Raw genomic sequence first — 18,507 nt, forward strand, 5'->3', positions numbered from 1 at the left:
AGCTTTTATGTCAGAAAATAAATATAAATTATCGTTATTACAAAAGAGATTTTTGATTTTATGGATTACTCTTAATTCGTTTGCTCTTTTTGTTAATCTCGCTGACATTGAAGGTCGTATTTCGGACAATGGAAACACCACAGTCAATTTGTTCACGGCAACAAATGAAAAGTCAGATTTCTGGCCTTTTACTACTTATTATAAAAAATATTTAGGATTCGGAAATTCATCGACCGATAGCTATTACTTTCAAGGAATATTTAATTCTTATGATCTCCCCGAGTACATTTTTTATGTCGTCTTAGGCATTTCTATTGTATATATCCCTAAAGTATGGCGAAAAGATAAAAGCATTTAAATTATCATTCAAAAGCAAAATTAAAGCATGAAAATAGAAAATGGACGAAATACGTTTATAGAACTTGAAGACTTAATAAATGATAATTTACTAGTTTTAGTTTCGGAACATCCAGATGTTGTTTTAAAGTTCAAGTATGACTTATATTATAATGAAGGCAATTATACAATCCGCATTTCCGAAGATATAAAAGATCAGTCACTAAGAAATAAAATGTATGACATTATAAAAGATACAATACATTTATTTCACAAAATAAAATCTGTATAAAATAATATTCGTTTCCTTAAATAGCCCTTATTAATCCCAGTTAAATGGAAACAGAACCGCAACACTTACGCAAATGGCGATTGATTTTGGGTGGACACCAGCAAGAAGGAACACAATTTGAACTGAACGATGCCGACCTAAAGGTTGACCGCACCCTTGAAGCGTTATATGATAGCGACCGGAGCGGTGGCCTGGGTGCCTCATCTCCCAACGTGAGCCGTTGGCTCGGTGATATCCGCACCTTTTTTCCGTCGAGCGTGGTGCAGGTGATGCAGCAAGATGCTTTAAAAAGGCTCAACTTAACCCAGATGCTTTTTGAGAAGGAAATGCTGGAAAACATTGAGCCCGATGTGCACCTGGTGGCAACGCTGATGACGCTGAGCCGGGTTATCCCCGATAAAACCAAAGATACAGCGAGGCAGGTGGTACGCAAAGTGGTTGATGAGCTCGTTAAAAAACTGGCCGAACCAACCCGGCAGGCTGTTACCGGCAGCCTGAGCCGAAGTGTAAGAAATACCCGCCCCCGCCACCAGGAAATTAACTGGGGCGCCACCATCCTCAAAAATTTAAAACACTATCAACCCGAATATCAAACCATCATCCCCGAAAGCCGGGTGGGTTACGGGCGTAAGCGTTCTTCGTTAAAGGATGTGATCCTCTGCCTTGATCAAAGCGGTTCGATGGGTTCGTCGGTAGTTTATTCGGGCATATTTGGCAGCGTGATGGCTTCTATACCCGCGATTAAAACTAAAATGGTGGTGTTTGATACCGCCGTCGCGGATCTGACAGAAGAACTGACCGACCCTGTTGAACTCCTTTTTGGTGTGCAGTTAGGCGGCGGTACCGATATTAACGCGGCCTTAACCTACTGCCAGCAAATTGTAACCAAGCCTGCTGATACGGTGCTGGTGCTGATTACCGATTTATACGAAGGTGGAAACGTACTCGAAATGCGCCAGCGAATGGTTGAGCTGGTTACCGCCGGGGTACAATTGGTGGTGCTATTGGCTTTGAATGATGATGGAGCACCATCATACGATCACCGTAACGCGCAGTTCCTGGCCGATCTGGGCGTTCCCGTTTTTGCCTGTACCCCCGATAAGTTTCCGGATTTGATGGCGGCGGCCTTAACCAAACAGGATATTAGCCTATGGGCGGCCAAAGAGGATTTGATTGTGAAAAAATAAGGAGGAAAAATTCTATCGGGAAAAAAATACTGATTAGCCAGGAGTTAAATAATAACGGCATGCGCTCGCAGAGGCCACCACACCGTGCTTCGACTACTGAGCCTGACGAAGTATCAGCATGACACCAACACAATGATAATCAATAACTAAAGACGTCATTATAAGGAACAGATCCGGTCACCCGAAAAAAACAGGGATGACGTTTGAACCTTATAGATTACCAAGCGCAGATAGGAAAAGTGCGCAAAGGCCCCGACTGCACGCCGGGCCGGGTGTTGGCCTGTGGGCGGAAGGATCGGGCAGTCTTGACTTTTTGGTTCTTTTTTGTCAAGAAAAAAGAACAAAGCCCTTCCCGCGGCGACTGAGCGGGCCGATGCTCTGAATTAACAATACTGATTGTCGGAGCAAATAAGCACATTGACAATAAGTGCACCTAATATGCTGCATACTTACCACGTGCAAAAGGTCCCTCCTCCCGTCGGGATGACATGATGGAGAGATATTTAGTACTGGTAATCAACGACTTAATAGCGAATCATTATAAACTGTAATTTACTGCTTTGTTTTTCATCATGAAAAGCAGCAAAGCAAATGCGCTTTTATTTCATTACAAACTACAGCTTGGAATTCCAGCGGACAAACTAAAACTTATCGCTATAGTGCCAAAATCCATCCGTACGAAGTTAAAAACTCTTAAATCTAACTCCATACTCATTGCTATGGCTTAATGGTATATAAAAAAGAGGCCGATCATAGTTTTGAAGTGAACCCCAAAAGTTAGACAAAAACTTTTGGGGTTTATTATTTATGTCAAAGCACACATTTGAAGAGAAACTTGATGTAGTTTCTCAAGTAAGAAAGGGAAAGCCGATTCTACGGATATCCCGCGAACGCCATATCCGTGAAGGCATGATATTGGAATGGGTTCGGAAATATGATCTTTATGGCGAAAGTGGGCTGCTCAAACAACCTAACGTCAAGCCCACGCCTGATTTCAAAGAAGAAGTTGTAAGGCTTGTCATAGAAAAAAAAGTACCTTTAAATCAGGTTGTTCTGGAATATAGATTAAGCAAGACTGCTTTAGAGCGCTGGGTAAGATCAGTACGGGTTGAGGGATATGCAGTACTATACCAGCAAAAGAATCCTGGACGACCACCTAAATGCATGGGAAGATCAAAGAAGCTTGAACCTGAAACAGAAGTAGAGAAGCTCCAGGCGGAAAATAGCCGTTTGCGGGCGGAGAACGCACTATTAAAAAAAGTCACGGCCTTAGTCAAGGAAAAAGAAGCCCGCGAACGCATGAGTGGGCAAAAGCCATCGAAGAACTAAGGCCCGAACATGATGTTTCAATTCTATTGGATTGCAAACAGATGGCTCGTTCTGTATTTTATTATCATCGCAAGCGCCTAAATGATGATAAATACAAGCATGAAAAAGAAGAGATCGCAAGTATATACCACTTGCATAAAGGCAGATATGGTTATCGGCGGGTCACCGCCGAAATGAAGAACCGGGGTTATAGCATAAATCACAAGACTGTCCAAAAATTGATGGGAACATTAGGCCTAAAATGCAATATCAGGAAAGTAAGTTATCGCTCATACAAAGGTGAGGTTGGTAAAATTGCCCCTAATGTACTTGAAAGGGATTTTGAGGCAAATCTGCCTAATCAGAAATGGGCTACGGATGTCACTCAGATGAACATTAAAGGGGAGAAGATCTATTTATCTCCTATAATTGACATGTTCAACGGGGAAGTCATTTCTTATAGTATTTCAAAATCTCCAAATATGCAGATGATAGATGAAATGTTATATGAGGCTTTTTGATAAAGTGAAAGATATAAGGGGACTTATTTTTCACTCTGACCAAGGGTGGCAATATCAACATTATGGATATAGAAAGGCTTTGGAAAAACATGGAATTATTCAAAGCATGTCCAGAAAGGGAAACTGCTTGGATAATGCCTTGGCCGAAAGCTTCTTTGGGATCTTAAAGACAGAATTACTGTACAAACAGAGCTTTGAAACTGCGGAAGAATTTATAACTTCGTTAAAAGAATACATTCATTACTATAACAATGAAAGAATAAAAAACAGGTTAAATGGAAAGAGCCCGGTGGAATACCGAGCTCTCGTACAAAAAACTTAATTTTGTAAACTGTCCAACTTTTTGGGGTCACACCATTTATGATCAGCCTCTTGTAATAGCCTTTTACGAGTTCGCTTTTATTGCGAAGTGAACTTTTTAGCATTATTTCTGCGCTCGCCTTCGTTCAGGTAAATTTTCCTTAAACGCATGGCAACCGGAGTTATTTCGATGTACTCATCAGCCTGGATATACTCCATCGCTTCTTCTAACGAAAACTTGATAGCCGGGGCAATACGTACGTTGGTATCGCTACCGGATGCACGCATGTTGGTTAATTGCTTGCCCTTGGTTAAGTTGATCACCAAATCATTATCGCGGATGTGCTCGCCCAAAACCTGGCCTTCGTAAATATCAGCTCCCGGATCGATAAAGAAACGACCGCGATCCTGCAATTTATCAATGGCGAAAGCAGTAGTTTTACCAGTATCCATTGATACCAAAACGCCGTTCAGGCGGCCTGGGATTGGTCCTTTCCAAGGTTCGTAAGCTTTAAAACGGTGAGCCATAATAGCCTCGCCACCGGTAGCGGTTAAAACGTTGTTACGCAAACCGATAATACCACGGGCAGGGATATCAAACTCTAAGTGTTGTAAATCGCCTTTAGGCTCCATCACCAATAAATCACCTTTACGTTGAGTTACCAATTCAATTACCTTACCGGCAACTTCACCAGGGACATCAACAATCAGGGTTTCAACCGGCTCACATTTAACACCGTCAATTTCTTTAACGATAACTTGTGGCTGGCCAACCTGAATTTCGTAACCTTCACGACGCATGGTTTCGATCAATACAGATAAATGGAGAATACCACGGCCATACACTAAGTATGAATCAGGCGATTCGGTTTCAACAACCTTCAACGCCAGGTTTTTTTCCATTTCCTTGTATAAACGGTCGCGCAGGTGGCGTGATGTTACAAACTTGCCTTCCTTACCAAAAAACGGTGAGTTGTTGATAGTGAACAGCATGTTCATGGTAGGCTCGTCAATTTTAATAACGGCCAGTTGTTCCGGTTTTTCAAAATCAGCAATGGTATCGCCAATATCAAAACCATCAATACCAACAACAGCGCAAATATCACCCGAACTTACTTCGGTAGCTTTAACCTTACCTAAGCCTTCAAAGGTGTATAATTCTTTAATTCTTGTTTTAACAACAGTACCATCGCGTTTTACCAATGATACAGGCATGTTTTCTTTAATGGTACCACGGGCAACACGGCCGATAGCGATACGGCCAACGAAGGATGAATAATCCAGCGAAGTGATCTGCATTTGCAAAGTACCTTCTTCAATAGGAGCCGGAGGGATGTTCTCTAAAATGGCATCCATTAAAGGGAAAATGTTATCGGTTGGCACTTTCCAGTCGGTGCTCATCCAGCCTTGTTTTGATGAACCGTAAATCACCGGGAAATCCAGTTGATCTTCGGTAGCTTCAAGGTTGAAAAACAATTCAAAAATTTGCTCGTAAACTTCTTCCGGGCGGCAGTTTTCTTTATCAACCTTGTTTACAACCACAATAGGTTTTAAGCCTAAAGCCAAAGCCTTTTGAGTTACAAAGCGGGTTTGGGGCATAGCGCCTTCAAAAGCATCGCAAAGTAACAAAACACCATCAGCCATTTTCAATACACGCTCAACCTCACCGCCAAAGTCGGCGTGACCAGGGGTATCGATAATGTTGATCTTAACATCTTTATATCTAACCGAAACGTTTTTCGATACGATGGTTATACCTCGCTCGCGTTCCAGATCATTATTATCCAATATCAACTCGCCTGTTTCCTGGTTGTCGCGGAAAATTGAGCAGGCGTGTAAAATTTTATCAACCAATGTAGTTTTACCGTGGTCAACGTGTGCTATAATAGCAATGTTTCTGATTTTTTGCATGAAAATGCGTCCTTAATTTTGGCGCAAAGGTAGCGATAATATATTACATTTTTACTATCGTGACATAATGTTAACGCTTGATTATTTATAAGTTAATGTGTTTTTGTGTGGATAAATTGCCAATTTTATTGGTGATTTGACTGGTGATGAGAGCCAATAGGTTAACTGATAATATAGTTGTGTTGATGAAATCTATAGGATTAGAGAATAGCGAACCAGGCAGGGATACCGCTCTTAGGTTAGCAGGCTTCAAAATGACAGCCTCAGAAGGATAAATAACAAATTAATCAAGACTAAAAAAATGTCACGATGAGTTACGAAGAGAAATCTTCTGCTTCAAACAAGTCCATCGTGCAAGTTCTGCAGCATACTAAGCACGCGCAAAAGGTTCCTCCGTTGTCGGAATGACATAGCTTGAGATTGACGAACTAAAAAAAATGTCATTCCGATGAGGTACGAAGAGGAATCTTCTGCTTCAAACAAGTCCATTGTGAAAGTTCTACGGCATACTAAGCACGCGCAAAAGGTTCCTCCGTTGTCGGAATGACATAGTTTGAGATTAACGAATTAAAAAGAATGTCGACCAACGGGAGAAATCTTTTACGTGTGTAAGGCGAGGCGAAGTGCTTTGAATGTCAGCAGCGCTTATTTAAGAGCTATTGATTGTTATTCAAAACCAAAACAGATAATGAGTGACTTTAAATCACATTATTACGGCGCTATGGTTTGCCTATTCCGATTCATTGATACCTCACCATACAAACCTCGCAATAAAAACATCTCCGGTTGCTTTTGCCGAGCTTGTCTTTAATAAAAGGCACATCATCCCTCGGGCATATTTTTTTTGTATGCGCCAGCCAGTGCTTTTTCAGGGTGAACTCCTTTTTCCACTTTAAAAACTCAAATCCGTAAATCGCCGCTTCCTGAGCCATTTCTTCCAGCTTTTCATCAGGAATTTTGCCCAATTTACTTAAAGGGTGTAACCTGATGCGAAACAACACTTCATTTTTGATGATATTGCCCACACCGGCAAACAGGTGCTGGTCCATCAACGCATCGCAGGCCAGCATATTGGGCTGGGCCTTCATTTTGCTTAGTGCCTTGGCAACATCCCATGCGGGGTTCATGATGTCGGCGCTCCAATCGTAAAGATCATCAAGCGGTTGTTCTATCAATTCCGCTATGCAAGTATAAAAGTTAAGCTCGCCATCATCAAACTGCAGGCTTAGGCGTGCCGGGCTGTCTTTATGTTCATTAATACGGTAGGAGCCAAACAGCATCAAGTGAATACGGATACTAAATTGGTCGAAACAAATAAAAAAGTTTTTACCCCAGCTTTTAAAGTCGGTAATGGTTTGCCCTGCAAGTTTGCCGGTGTCCAGTTTTGTGCTGTTCCCGGCGGCTTTCTCAACAGTTTTGCCTTTAAATGGTTGAACTAACTCCTTTAAGATAACAATGGAAGGTCCTTCGGGCATGATATATGTTTAACAAGCCTTAGTTCAAACTTCATTCCATTCCGGGGGCGAAATTTAGTTTTAGTTTGTGAGGCAAGCATCTCACACTGCCTCACCAAAATATCTTTTACAAGACCATATCGCACGTCCTTCGACTACTGAGCCTGGCGAAGTTTCAGGAAGATCGCTTTCACGCACAAAAAAGGGTGTCATGCTGAGTGGCCTACCGCGCGAGCCCTGAAAAAACAGAGATGACGTTTGAACCCGGTAGATTTTTTGGTCCAGAGGCAAAAGCGGGCAAAGGCCCCGACTGCACGCCGGGCCGGGAGTTGGTCTCGCGGGCGGAAGGATCGGGCAGTCTTGATTTTTTTGGTTACTTTTTGTATCAAGACAAAACTGCGTTAGCAATCATTCACACCAAAAACAAACAACAGTGAATAAAGTAATAAGCCCTTCACGCGGCGATTGAGCGTGCCGATGTCGTAAATTAAGAATACTGATTTTCGGATCAAAACCAGACGCTCTGATAATCAATGATTTAAGTAGACGTCATTATAAGCCTGTCGAAACACGGTGTGGCGGCCTCTACAAGCGGTATCCTGCTGCCATTTACCCTTAACAGACCGCTCATTTTAAAATACCGGCAAAGGCGCCAAGCCGAAAAGCCAATCAGCTATTCTATGGCATGATATTGAAAGATGACGTTCGCCCGCATTATCAAGCACAACAGAAACCAGTTGCAAACATCAATCCATCGCAATACTAAAACTTCACACCGGTAATATGCGCCAAATGATGCTTGCCATGCCAGGCATACATACCCAGAATTTTTCTTAACGGCGCGGTTTCACCACTTGCGGGATGATAAAAGGTTTTATTCCATTGGTCCTCATCCATACCCTCCAATATGGCAGCCCAGCGCAGGTGCAGGCCTTCCAGCATCCTCAGGGCCGGCTCTACCGGCAACCGGTAGTCTGCCAATAGCGCCCAGTCGGCCTCTTCGTATGGCTTTATTGTGGGGTTATCCTCGGTAAGGGCCAGCTTAAAACGGATCAGCGCGTTGGCATGGCTGTCGGCCACATGGTGTACCACCTGGCGTATGGTCCATCCGCCGGTGCGGTAAGGGGTATCCAATTGGGGTTCGGTCAGGGTCATCACAGCTTTATGTAACCTCCCCGGAAGGGTCTTAATGTCGTCTATCCAGGCCTGCATTTCCTGTTGGGTATAGGAGGATGGAGCCGTGAATTTGCCTATCGGATATTTGGCCGGGTCAAGTGCGGTGCTCATATAGGTAAAACTTAGTTGGTTTTAAAAGTTTAAGATAGGATATTTTTTTAAAAAAAGTGATGTGAGCCAGGATATTTTAGTCTGCACATCAGCCCATACGATGCTGACGGCAACGAAATTTAACTATAGATTTTGTCCGGACCAGCCCACTCAAAATAATGCTTAACATGCAGGTAATAAATAATATAAAATATCTTTGGGCAGAATTTTTAATCGCTGGTAAAAGCTTTGCTTTAATTTAGCGTTCTGTAGTTGTTTTAAATCTGAGGCATGATCAAAAAGTTATTACTTATTATTTTAATTTGCGGCATAGCACCCGTTTACGGGCAAACCATTAAAACCGATGTGGTAGTAATTGGCGGCGGGGCAAGCGGCGTTGCCGCAGCTATACAAGCGGCACGGAGCAAGGTTAAAACCCTGCTTATAGAGCCCGGCCCCTGGCTTGGGGGCAGCCTTACCGCCGGGGGGAATTGCATCGTTGAGGCCAATCGTAATTTACCATCAGGGATATGGGGGGAGTTTAGAAGGCACGTGCGCGATTTTTATAAAAAGGAACCGGGATACGATACTGCGCTAAACGCCGCGTTAAAGTTTGAACCATACACCGGTTCAGCCATCTTAAAAAAGATAACCGATACCGTAAAACGCCTTACCGTTAAAACAAAAACGCCCTGGACGGCGATCAAAAAAAATGGCGACGGCTGGGAGGTGACGATTACCGAGGATGGCAAGCCCGTTATTGTAAAAGCAAGCGTAGTGATTGATGCTACCGAAACGGGCGATGTTGCCGCGAAAGCGGGAGTTAAGTTTGATGTAGGTTTTGAAAGTAATAAAACCACCGGCGAAGCCCTTGCACCCAATGAGGCCTCGCCGCTGATACAGGAAATTACCTGGATAGCTATTTTAAAGGATTATGGCCGCGCTGCCGACCGCACAATACCCAAGCCGGAAGGATATAATGCTGCCGATTACGCTTGCCTGAAAAGCAAAGACATTAAAAAAATGCTTGCCGATGGCAGGCTGCCCAACGACAAATACATGATTAAGTGGGGCGAATGCGCCAACAGTTTCCCGGTTACTATGGAACAACTGGAACCGGAGCAGCGCGATGCCTTTTATAAAAAGGCAAAACTGAAAACACTGGGGCTGATCTATTATATGGAAACCGAATTGGGCCTCAAAAACCTGAGCCTTGATTTCCAGGAATTTGGCACGCCCGACAAGTTGCCTTACATCCCATACATGCGCGAGGCGCGCCGTGCCAAGGGCTTGATCCGGATGTCGTTGAATGATATTTATACGCCCTACGATAATGCGTCCAAGCTATACCGTACATCTATCGCCGTTGGCGATGCCAGTCCGGGTCAGCATTATGCCGCGGGGAGCAATGCACCTAAAACTAATTACCCGCCGATGCCCGGTTATAGTATACCCATGGGAGCCGTGGTGATTAAAGAGCTTGATAATTTGCTGGTTACCGAGAAGGCCATGTCTACTACGCACCTCACCAACGCGAGCACCTTCTATCCTTCTGTGCAAATGACATTGGGGCAGGGCGCGGGTACTATTGCCGCTTATTGCGCATTTTTTAAAACCACCACAAAAAATTTGCAGGTGCGTAAAATACAAACCGAACTACTGGACTATAAAGGCTACTTGATGCCCTTTGTGGATATAGATCCTAAGGATGTCTATTTCAGGTCGATACAGCAGGTCGGTGCAACCGGTATGCTGAGAGGCGTACAAAAAGTGAATGGAAAAACAAGCGCGGTATATTTTTTGCCCGATTCGGCGGTAAAAACCAGCGAGATCAAACCCATTATGCTCGATCTTTATACCCGGTCGTTTTTATGGTACAATAAAAACAAACCCGGCGAACTGTTTACGGTTGGCAACCTGCTATCTTTTATCAGCGAAATGACCTTAGCCGATCCCGAAAACCTGGAGCATAAAATGAAAGCCGCCTGGAAAACAACCTATAAATTTACATCAGACTTTGACACCAAAAGGCCAGTTACCCGCCGCGAGTTTGCTGTTTTAACCAACAAGTTTATCAATCCGTTTGCACGGATGGTAGATATAACCGGGAGATTTGTGAATTAATAAACATCCAAAGGTTGATTATGATGGGTATAGTTAGCGGTGGCATTTATGCGATTAGCTCTCCCCGGAGGGCGCGCCTGATATCTTTTTGGATAATAGGGCTGGGCGTTATTAATTAAAAACGTCATTCCGATGAGGTACGAAGAGGAATCTTCTGCACGCGACCGGTTTGCTGCAGGCTTATCGCTCGTAAAAGGTCCCTCATTCTTCGGGATGACATAGCTGGGATGGTTCAAAAATTTTTTTCCAGCACCGATTAAATATCTAATAACAAAATCGGCCTTGCTGTTCATCTCAACAAGGCCGATTTCATCTCTTCTGCACGCACCTGGTTTGCTACAGGCTTATCGCTCGCAAAAGGTCCCTCATTCTTCGGGATGACATAACTGGGATGGTCCAAAAACTTGTACCAGCACCGATTAAAACATCCAATAACAAAATCGGCCTTGCTGTTCATCTCAAGAAGGCCGATTTATCTCTTCTGCACGCACCTGGTTTGCTACAGGCTTATCGCTCGCAAAAGGTCCCTCATTCTTCGGGATGACATAACTGGGATGGTCCAAAACTTGTACCAGCATCGATTAAAACATCCAATAACAAAATCGGCCTTGCTGATCATCTCAACAAGGCCGATTTTATCAATTAAAAAATCCTATTTTTTTGCCTCTGCGGGTACGCCAAAGTTTTTTTTCCTGGTTTCCAAAAACAAAGCGCCAATCAACACCAATACCAGGATAATGGAGCTTGCCATCGAAATCTTCTCGCCGGTATAATAAGATGCAGGGTGAAATATAAAATCAATTTTATGGTTACCAACCGGGATTTGAGCGGCACGTAATACATAATCCGCACGGAAATACGGTTTCTCCACATCATCTATCATCATCTTCCAACCTTTATCATAATATATTTCAGAGAATACAGCAATCTGCGGCGTAGTTGAACCACTTTGATAAACTAAATGATCGGGGCTGTAACTTACCAGTTTAATGAAGCCGGTAGTATCTAAAGCCGACTGCTTCTCATCAATCAATTTGCTGTATTTGTTATCTACTATGGCTTCATTTGCCGGGTCAAAACTGCTAATGGCCTGCATTTCCTCATCCGCAGTTTGGGCATACTTTACATTTTTTACAAACCAGGCATGGCCGCATGCGGTTTCATTGGCATGCATACTTAAGGCCTGTGTTTTAGGGTCGGTAGTGATGATATACTTGGTGTTCAACATATCCAGTACATCCTGGTTGATGCTTTTGCTGAATTGGTTATCAATCAACTCATCAAAACGTTTTAACCTGGCCGCACTGTAGCCACTGATGGATTTATGGAAATAAGGTGTAAAGGCATCAGTTTTAATAGGCTGCGATGTATCAAATACGCGGTAATCCGGGTCGCTATCGCGCATAATCATCTGGTCGATATCGCGTGGTTTAGGTTGCTGAACGTCTTGCTTATCAACAAAACTCTCATCTTTTAAATAACGTTTGTCAATTGTCCACAAATCTACCAGGGTAATAGCCAAAAATGCCACCGAAAGTACGGTAACGTTGATCTTTTGTTTGATAAATGCCCAAAGCAGGCCGAAAGCGAGGAGCACGAAAACCAGCGAGCGGAAAGCATCTGAACGAGCTACCGAAATCCTGTCTTGCGTTAAAGCGTTTACTACCGTGTTGGCCATGCCGCTGTCGCCCTTAAATATTTGTGTTAACTGGTCGGTAAGCATTTGGTTCTGGCTGTTTCTGAACGACAGGAACAGATCCGGAACAACTAAGATGATCAGGCAGATGCCTCCTGTAATGTACAAGGCTATCAGCAGCTTTTTAAATAAAGGCGCTTTATCTTTGGTGGCGATCACTTCGTTAACCGCTAAAAAGGCTAATACAGGGAAGCACAGCATCGCGACAGCCAAAATAGAATCAACCGCCCTGAATTTATTGTATAGCGGGAAGTAGTTAAAGAAAAGATCGGACAGGAAAGGTAAGTTTTTACCGAATGAAAGGAATACGGTGAGCAGTACCGCACCCAGCAACCACCATTTGATGCGGTTTTTTACAATGATCAACCCCAAAACAAACAGGAAGAATATTACTGCGCCGTAGTAGTTTGGCCCCTCGGTAAAGGGTTTATCACCCCAATAAAGGCCCAATTGCTGCGAGAAGTTAACCGCCTGCGTCGGGTCCACGCCTTTGTCTATCAGAACCTTGGCTACCTTTGAGTCTTCTCCGGCAGTGGTGCTGCTGCTGCCACCATATACGTTCGGTACTAAAAAGGTAAGGCATTCGGCAACGCCCTGGCTATACTCGTATGTATAATCCCTTGCTAAACCATTACTTGGCTCCTTGGTGTTTTGTGTAAGGTTTGATTGCCCACGGATGGTATCTTTTCCATACTCGTAAGTACTCCATAATGAGGATGCGTTAACACCGATGGCCAATAAAGTGGCAAGTGCTAAATATCCTATGGATTTAAAAAATGTAGCTGTTGTTTTCCCTTTAATAGCGTGGTAAAGTTCAATACCAACCAAAATCATGATAGCGAACATCAGATAATAGGTCATCTGGATATGATTCGCCCTAATCTCCATCGCCAGAAAGAATGCGGTTAATGCGGCGCCCAAAAGGTACTTACCCCGTAAAGCTAAGATAATACCGGCTAAAATTGGCGCAAAAAAAGCGATGGCAAACGATTGGTTTGAATGCCCCGCAACCAGCAATATAATATTGTATGATGAAAATGTGAAGGCAATTGCGCCCGCAGCAGCCAGCCAGGGATTCAGTTTTAATACGCAAAGTAACAGGTACGACCCTAACAACAGCAATAATACTGTATCAACTGGGTTAGGAAATATCGATTTGATTGTGCTGATGATATGGCTGGTAATATTGGCGGAATAAGGTGCCCATATTTGAAAGGTAGGCATACCGCCTAAAACCTGGTTGGTCCATAGGATGGTGGTATCCTTGGCACGATAGTCCATAATTTCTTTTTGGGTGGACTGTGCCCGCGTAACGTCATTTTGCCCCAGTGCTTTACCCTTAAATGCGGGTGTAAAATAAACAAAGCAGATTGCGAAAAAAATTCCAACAATGGCCAAGTGAATGCCATTTTGTTTAAACCAATTGTTCATTAATGTGAGATATGATTTTCAAAAATAGGAAATTGAGCGAGAATTGAAACTATTAGTTGTATTAGATTGTTAACAACGTTGCGCGCCGCTCCTCAATGCAAAAAATAGCAACGCCATTCCGGCTATGCTGATCAGGTAAGCAATGATACGTATTTTATCGTATTCCTCGCGCTCGCGGCGTAATTTGTAGATATTGTATAAAGCAAGCAGGCCTATTACAACCCAGAAAAACCAATTGATCTGGGTGCATTCCGCAAAAAACTGCATGCCTAAAACCAGCACGATGTAGTTGGTAGTGATGAGGAAGAATGACTCGGGTGTACCGAAATGTTTGCGTTTATATAGCCCTTCGGGAAGCATAATTACTTTATTTCTTCGTAATCAATATAATCACCTTCCGAATCGGGAATAGAACTTTTGGTTTGGGGGATTTTATCAACTCTTACTGAGCCATCTGTATGGCGTGGGCGCGGCTGGCTATATTGCTGCTGGCTATGTTGCTGTGCCTTATTAACCAAGCCCTGGAAAAGCATCGGCAATACCAAACGTATAAGCAGGCGTATAATGTAATACACACAGGCCAGAATAACTAAAAATTCGACTACAAACATTGTTAATACTTATAAAAGAAGTACAAATATATAAGTTAATAACGATAAAAATGTTTGCTTATGATAGGCGTGAAATTTTCGATGGAAATCTTTTTAAACCCTCACCTGATAAATTTAAAAACAGCGCAGTGATATCCAAAGCACATTGTGACCTTGCACGCGAAGAAGATTTCTCCCTACGGTCGAAATGACAATGTTTAAGATACCCCAAAAATGTCATTTCGAACGAGGAACGAGAGAAATCTTCTGCAACAGAAGGGCAACCGGGCGCATTTCTATAGCAGACATATCCCGGCATAAAGGATTTCTACCACTGGTCGAAATGTTTTTTTTAAGGATTGACGATTTTGTTTAAGAAGTTACCTTAAAGTAGTGATCCCGGAAGCTATTAGTGTTTTGCCAGTGTAAGCTCAACCCAGAAATCGGTCGGCTGCGCCATATCTCCAAATTGTTGCTGTCCGCCGCCCTCACCACCACCTCTGTGACCACCGCCGCCTCTGTGGCCGCCGCCACCGCCCATGCCTCCCATACCACCACCGCCGCCCATTCCGCCGCCGCCGCCAATACCGCCGCCTTCCATACCGCCTCTCCGATCGCCGTTTGCACCGCTGGGGCGCTCTATCCCGTTGATGGATATGTTAATGGCAAGTTCGTTCTCTTTCTTTTTGTTGGGTTTTAAGTAAAGCATTTTTAGCGGGATGGCAGTTTCATAAACCAGGTTATGTTTGTCGTCAAAATTAATGGCGGCCTTAAAACCGTAGGTGTTTGATGTGGTGATCACATCGCTCTCCACATCCTTAAAACCTGCTACCCTGATGCTGGTCGACTCGATAAGCGAAGGACGTTTTACATCGTCGCCATCTTCCGGGCTGGGGCGGCTCATCAACGCCGCTTTATCAGGTATGGGATAGGTCATGCTGTAAACTTTATGCTTTTTGCCTTCGCCGTTTACCGATATGGTAATGCCGCCAGCCATTATTTTGCGTTTAAGCTGCCTGTCGGATACAAAGGCTACCACATAAAGCATGGTATCATCATTGGCAATAGCGTAATTCAGTTTAGTTTTAGGGTCATATAACGCCAGGGAATCGCCCCACTCAGTCATCCTGCCATCAATGGTGATATTGGCAGGCGCCTTTTGCATAGTTGGGGTTTTCTCTTGTGCATTTGCCTGTAAGGCGATGCCCGAAAATAAAGATAGGATGAATGCGTATTTGATAATGCTTACCATTGCCTGATGTGGTTTTAAATAACGCAACAACAATAACCAGCTTAAATGAATTTTTGATGAAATTATACCGCCAAAGCCTATGTAGACAAACTTGTTACAGTTAATGTGCGAATGTGAGTAAATGTGCGAATGAGTAAGTATGCAAATGTGCAAGTGAATCAAGGCGCTTTCGATCCACAACTCAAGATACCGACTCAAGACTCTCCCGACTCAGAACTCAAGGCTCCCGGCTCAGGACTCAGAACTCAAAACACTCCCGGCTCAGGAAAACTTCTCTTCCATCATTTTTTCGAGTGCAAACATCTCATCGCGCAGCTTGGCTGCCAGTAAAAAGTCCATGCCTTTGGCTGCTGCCAGCATTTCTTTTTTAGTGTTCTCGATAGATTTTTTGAGTTCGGGTTTGCTCATGTACTGCACAATAGGATCGGCAGCCAGAGTAGCTGCGGTGTTCTCCACATAAGCATATTGTACGCCGCCCTTAAAATCAACCACGGATGTTTGCTCTATAATGGCCTCGCGCGATTTGCCTACCGTTATCGGCGTAATGCCATGTTCCAGGTTATAGGCAATCTGGATATCGCGCCTGCGGTTGGTTTCGTCCATTGTTATGCGCATCGAATCAGTAATTTTATCGGCATACATAATTACGCGCCCCCTGTCGTTACGGGCCGCGCGGCCAATGGTTTGGATAAGCGATCGCTCTGACCGCAGGAAACCTTCTTTATCAGCATCTAAAATAGCCACTAAGGATACCTCCGGTAAATCAAGCCCTTCCCTTAACAGGTTGATGCCTATCAGCACATCAAACTCGCCTAAGCGCAGGCCGCGCAATATTTCAACCCGTTGCAGGGTTTTTACTTCCGAGTGGATGTAGCGGCACTTAATACCCAACTTATCCATGTATTTGGCCAGTTCTTCGGCCATGCGCTTGGTTAGGGTGGTTACCAGGATGCGGTCGCCTAACTTAATGGTTTTATCAACCTCATCCAGTAAATCATCTACCTGGTTAATCACCGGGCGTACCTCAATCACCGGGTCCAGCAGGCCTGTTGGCCTTATCACCTGTTCTACTACCACGCCGCCCGATTTTTCCAGCTCAAAATCGCCTGGGGTGGCACTTACGTATACGGTTTGCGGCGCCAGCCTTTCAAATTCCTGAAAGTTGAGGGGGCGATTATCCAAAGCAGCAGGCAAACGGAAACCATATTCTACCAGCGATATTTTGCGCGACCTGTCGCCGCCGTACATCGCCCTGATTTGCGGAACGGTAACGTGGCTCTCGTCAATCACCATCAAATAATCGTCGGGGAAGTAATCCAGCAGGCAAAAGGGGCGTGCGCCGGGCTTCCGTCCATCAAAAAAGCGCGAATAGTTTTCAATACCGGAGCAATAACCCAGTTCGCGGATCATTTCCAGGTCGTAGTTAACCCTTTCTTCTAACCGTTTGGCCTCTAAAAAGCGCCCATCATCAATAAATTGCTTTTTACGGGTTTCCAGCTCTTCCTGGATCTCCCATACCGATTGCTGGAACCGCTCGCGAGGGGCCACATACAGATTGGCGGGGTAAACCACCATATTCTGCATTTTCTCGATGGTTTTTCCGGTTGTTGGGTCAAAGGTGCTCAGCTCTTCAATATCATCGCCAAAAAAAGAAACCCGGTAGGCGTAGTCCATGTTGGCGGGCCAGATATCTACAATATCGCCTTTTACCCTAAAGTTACCCCGCCTGAAATCGGCGGTGGTGCGTGCATATAAAATTTCAACCAGGCGGTGTAAAAACGCGTTACGGCTAACACGTGTACCTACAGCAAATTTGAAAACCGAGTTGGCAAAATCTTCGGGGTTACCCATACCGTAAATGCACGAAATGGATGATACCACAATGATATCTCTCCGGCCCGACATTAATGACGAGGTTGTCCTGATCCGGAGTTTTTCAATCTCCTCGTTAATCTGTAAATCCTTTTCTATATAAGTATTTGAAGAGGGGATAAAAGCCTCAGGCTGATAATAATCGTAATAAGAAACGAAATAATTAACCGAATTTTCGGGAAAGAACTGCTTAAACTCGCCATACAACTGCGCGGCAAGCGTTTTGTTATGGCTTAAAATGAGCGTTGGCTTTTGAGTTTGCTCAATAATGTTGGCAACGGTAAATGTTTTGCCCGATCCGGTAACACCCAACAGCGTTTGGTAATTATCGCCATTATTGATCCCCTGTACCAGTTGCCTGATCGCTTCTGGTTGGTCGCCGGTAGGTTTATATTGAGATGTGATCTTAAAATCCATAAGATATCAAAAATACGAAAATTGATGTGCAATAAAAAAGGGGAACCAACCCGTGGCTCCCCCTAAATCAAACCTTATCAAACACCAGTAAACTGATGTCGTTTATAAATACGCCCCGGTATGCAGAATAGTTTTAACTCCTGTTTTTTTGACATAATGATGATGGGAGGGTGTGTTAGAAGCAAGAGGCAAGAAACAGGAGGTAAGAAAGAAGAGGCAAGAAGCAGGCTATGCGCTTGCTTTACTTGTTACCCGTAATAACAAAGATAGGATACATCCTGATTGCAGCTTACATCGAAAGATTGATTGGCGGCTATGGCAAATGTTTCTTGCGAATGGTAAGCCTTCCATTCGGCGCCGGGCAACTTTACATTTAACTCTCCCGAAATAATAACCATTAACTCGGGGGATGCGGTGCCAAAGGTGTACTGGCCGGGCTTCATTACGCCAACGGTAGCTTTTCCTTTATCGGTTTCAAGGCCCAGGCTTTGAACTTTTCCGTCAAAATAACTATTGTGCGCAACCTGGCTGGTTTCTGTTATACTCATGT

Annotated in this window: 16 protein-coding genes and 1 pseudogene; 7 read left to right on the top strand and 10 right to left on the bottom strand. The window is 43.9% G+C overall.

Going from position 1 to position 18,507, the window contains the following annotated elements; translation table 11 throughout:
• Nucleotides 1-7: 7 nt before the first annotated feature.
• The 5 genes and pseudogenes from MUCPA_RS14775 to MUCPA_RS39680 all read left to right on the top strand — a co-directional run bounded on the left by MUCPA_RS14775 (nt 8) and on the right by MUCPA_RS39680 (nt 3,966).
• The gene (locus MUCPA_RS14775) at nt 8-358 is read left to right on the top strand and encodes a hypothetical protein (RefSeq protein WP_008507404.1); all 351 of its coding nucleotides are present in this window, start codon (nt 8-10) and stop codon (nt 356-358) included.
• Nucleotides 359-385: 27 nt separating this feature from the next.
• Complete coding sequence (locus MUCPA_RS14780) at nt 386-628, top strand: hypothetical protein (protein WP_008507405.1); 243 nt, start codon at nt 386-388, stop codon at nt 626-628.
• Nucleotides 629-672: 44 nt separating this feature from the next.
• On the top strand, nt 673-1,815 hold the full coding sequence (locus MUCPA_RS14785) for a VWA domain-containing protein (protein WP_008507406.1): 1,143 nt from the start codon (nt 673-675) through the stop codon (nt 1,813-1,815).
• An 807-nt stretch (nt 1,816-2,622) separates the two neighbouring features.
• Nucleotides 2,623-3,144, top strand: a complete 522-nt coding sequence (locus MUCPA_RS14790; protein ID WP_008503751.1) for a helix-turn-helix domain-containing protein — start codon at nt 2,623-2,625, stop codon at nt 3,142-3,144.
• Nucleotides 3,066-3,966: pseudogene (locus tag MUCPA_RS39680) on the top strand (IS3 family transposase). Before MUCPA_RS14790 ends, MUCPA_RS39680 begins: the two are co-directional and overlap by 79 nt.
• 77 nt (nt 3,967-4,043) lie before the next feature.
• Here the strand turns inward: MUCPA_RS39680 and typA are convergent.
• Nucleotides 4,044-5,855: a translational GTPase TypA gene (gene typA, locus MUCPA_RS14800; protein WP_008507408.1), complete on the bottom strand. Its 1,812-nt coding sequence runs from the start codon at nt 5,853-5,855 to the stop codon at nt 4,044-4,046.
• A 740-nt stretch (nt 5,856-6,595) separates the two neighbouring features.
• A complete protein-coding gene (locus MUCPA_RS14805; protein ID WP_008507411.1) occupies nt 6,596-7,330 on the bottom strand; it encodes a DNA-formamidopyrimidine glycosylase family protein in 735 nt (244 codons plus the stop codon).
• 230 nt (nt 7,331-7,560) lie between these two features.
• Here MUCPA_RS14805 and MUCPA_RS38270 point away from each other — a divergent pair, with 230 nt between their 5' ends.
• Entirely contained in the window at nt 7,561-7,746 is a 186-nt protein-coding gene (locus tag MUCPA_RS38270; protein WP_083839419.1) for a hypothetical protein, read from the top strand.
• Between the two features lie 325 nt (nt 7,747-8,071).
• Here the strand turns inward: MUCPA_RS38270 and MUCPA_RS14815 are convergent, their stop codons facing one another.
• The gene (locus MUCPA_RS14815; RefSeq protein ID WP_008507413.1) at nt 8,072-8,596 is read right to left on the bottom strand and encodes a YfiT family bacillithiol transferase; all 525 of its coding nucleotides are present in this window, start codon (nt 8,594-8,596) and stop codon (nt 8,072-8,074) included.
• A 270-nt stretch (nt 8,597-8,866) separates the two neighbouring features.
• On the opposite strand from MUCPA_RS14815, the gene MUCPA_RS14820 reads away from it, so the two are divergent.
• The gene (locus tag MUCPA_RS14820; RefSeq protein WP_008507414.1) at nt 8,867-10,699 is read left to right on the top strand and encodes an FAD-dependent oxidoreductase; all 1,833 of its coding nucleotides are present in this window, start codon (nt 8,867-8,869) and stop codon (nt 10,697-10,699) included.
• On the opposite strand, the gene MUCPA_RS14825 is transcribed toward MUCPA_RS14820, so the two are convergent.
• The 7 genes from MUCPA_RS14825 to ppnP form a co-directional block, all read right to left on the bottom strand.
• Entirely contained in the window at nt 10,696-10,992 is a 297-nt protein-coding gene (locus MUCPA_RS14825; protein ID WP_008507415.1) for a hypothetical protein, read from the bottom strand. The two genes, MUCPA_RS14820 and MUCPA_RS14825, sit on opposite strands and share 4 nt — an antisense overlap.
• Nucleotides 10,993-11,351: 359 nt before the next feature.
• Entirely contained in the window at nt 11,352-13,826 is a 2,475-nt protein-coding gene (locus tag MUCPA_RS14830; protein WP_008507416.1) for a glycosyltransferase family protein, read from the bottom strand.
• A 69-nt stretch (nt 13,827-13,895) separates the two neighbouring features.
• Complete coding sequence (locus MUCPA_RS14835; RefSeq protein WP_008507418.1) at nt 13,896-14,186, bottom strand: hypothetical protein; 291 nt, start codon at nt 14,184-14,186, stop codon at nt 13,896-13,898.
• A gap of 2 nt (nt 14,187-14,188) precedes the next feature.
• Entirely contained in the window at nt 14,189-14,437 is a 249-nt protein-coding gene (locus MUCPA_RS14840) for a hypothetical protein (protein WP_008507419.1), read from the bottom strand.
• Nucleotides 14,438-14,825: 388 nt separating this feature from the next.
• Nucleotides 14,826-15,668 carry a hypothetical protein gene (locus MUCPA_RS38675; RefSeq protein ID WP_008507423.1) on the bottom strand — a complete coding sequence of 281 codons (843 nt, stop codon included), beginning with the start codon at nt 15,666-15,668 and terminating at the stop codon, nt 14,826-14,828.
• 261 nt (nt 15,669-15,929) lie between these two features.
• Nucleotides 15,930-17,957, bottom strand: coding sequence for an excinuclease ABC subunit UvrB (gene uvrB / locus MUCPA_RS14850; protein ID WP_008507424.1), 2,028 nt, complete (start codon nt 17,955-17,957; stop codon nt 15,930-15,932).
• A 248-nt stretch (nt 17,958-18,205) separates the two neighbouring features.
• A complete protein-coding gene (gene ppnP, locus MUCPA_RS14855) occupies nt 18,206-18,505 on the bottom strand; it encodes a pyrimidine/purine nucleoside phosphorylase (protein ID WP_008507425.1) in 300 nt (99 codons plus the stop codon).
• Nucleotides 18,506-18,507: the final 2 nt, after the last annotated feature.

Origin of the sequence: Mucilaginibacter paludis DSM 18603, assembly GCF_000166195.2 — a bacterium.
GTDB classification, from domain to species: domain Bacteria; phylum Bacteroidota; class Bacteroidia; order Sphingobacteriales; family Sphingobacteriaceae; genus Mucilaginibacter; species Mucilaginibacter paludis.

What these genes read in the sequence shown, in the direction of transcription:
- MUCPA_RS14775 (WP_008507404.1), top strand. Translation starts at nt 8, where the DNA reads ATGTCAGAAAATAAATATAAATTATCGTTATTACAAAAGAGATTTTTG.
- MUCPA_RS14780 (WP_008507405.1), top strand. Translation starts at nt 386, where the DNA reads ATGAAAATAGAAAATGGACGAAATACGTTTATAGAACTTGAAGACTTA.
- MUCPA_RS14785 (WP_008507406.1), top strand. Translation starts at nt 673, where the DNA reads ATGGAAACAGAACCGCAACACTTACGCAAATGGCGATTGATTTTGGGT.
- MUCPA_RS14790 (WP_008503751.1), top strand. Translation starts at nt 2,623, where the DNA reads ATGTCAAAGCACACATTTGAAGAGAAACTTGATGTAGTTTCTCAAGTA.
- typA (WP_008507408.1), bottom strand. Translation starts at nt 5,855, where the DNA reads ATGCAAAAAATCAGAAACATTGCTATTATAGCACACGTTGACCACGGT.
- MUCPA_RS14805 (WP_008507411.1), bottom strand. Translation starts at nt 7,330, where the DNA reads ATGCCCGAAGGACCTTCCATTGTTATCTTAAAGGAGTTAGTTCAACCA.
- MUCPA_RS38270 (WP_083839419.1), top strand. Translation starts at nt 7,561, where the DNA reads ATGACGTTTGAACCCGGTAGATTTTTTGGTCCAGAGGCAAAAGCGGGC.
- MUCPA_RS14815 (WP_008507413.1), bottom strand. Translation starts at nt 8,596, where the DNA reads ATGAGCACCGCACTTGACCCGGCCAAATATCCGATAGGCAAATTCACG.
- MUCPA_RS14820 (WP_008507414.1), top strand. Translation starts at nt 8,867, where the DNA reads ATGATCAAAAAGTTATTACTTATTATTTTAATTTGCGGCATAGCACCC.
- MUCPA_RS14825 (WP_008507415.1), bottom strand. Translation starts at nt 10,992, where the DNA reads ATGAACAGCAAGGCCGATTTTGTTATTAGATATTTAATCGGTGCTGGA.
- MUCPA_RS14830 (WP_008507416.1), bottom strand. Translation starts at nt 13,826, where the DNA reads ATGAACAATTGGTTTAAACAAAATGGCATTCACTTGGCCATTGTTGGA.
- MUCPA_RS14835 (WP_008507418.1), bottom strand. Translation starts at nt 14,186, where the DNA reads ATGCTTCCCGAAGGGCTATATAAACGCAAACATTTCGGTACACCCGAG.
- MUCPA_RS14840 (WP_008507419.1), bottom strand. Translation starts at nt 14,437, where the DNA reads ATGTTTGTAGTCGAATTTTTAGTTATTCTGGCCTGTGTGTATTACATT.
- MUCPA_RS38675 (WP_008507423.1), bottom strand. Translation starts at nt 15,668, where the DNA reads ATGGTAAGCATTATCAAATACGCATTCATCCTATCTTTATTTTCGGGC.
- uvrB (WP_008507424.1), bottom strand. Translation starts at nt 17,957, where the DNA reads ATGGATTTTAAGATCACATCTCAATATAAACCTACCGGCGACCAACCA.
- ppnP (WP_008507425.1), bottom strand. Translation starts at nt 18,505, where the DNA reads ATGAGTATAACAGAAACCAGCCAGGTTGCGCACAATAGTTATTTTGAC.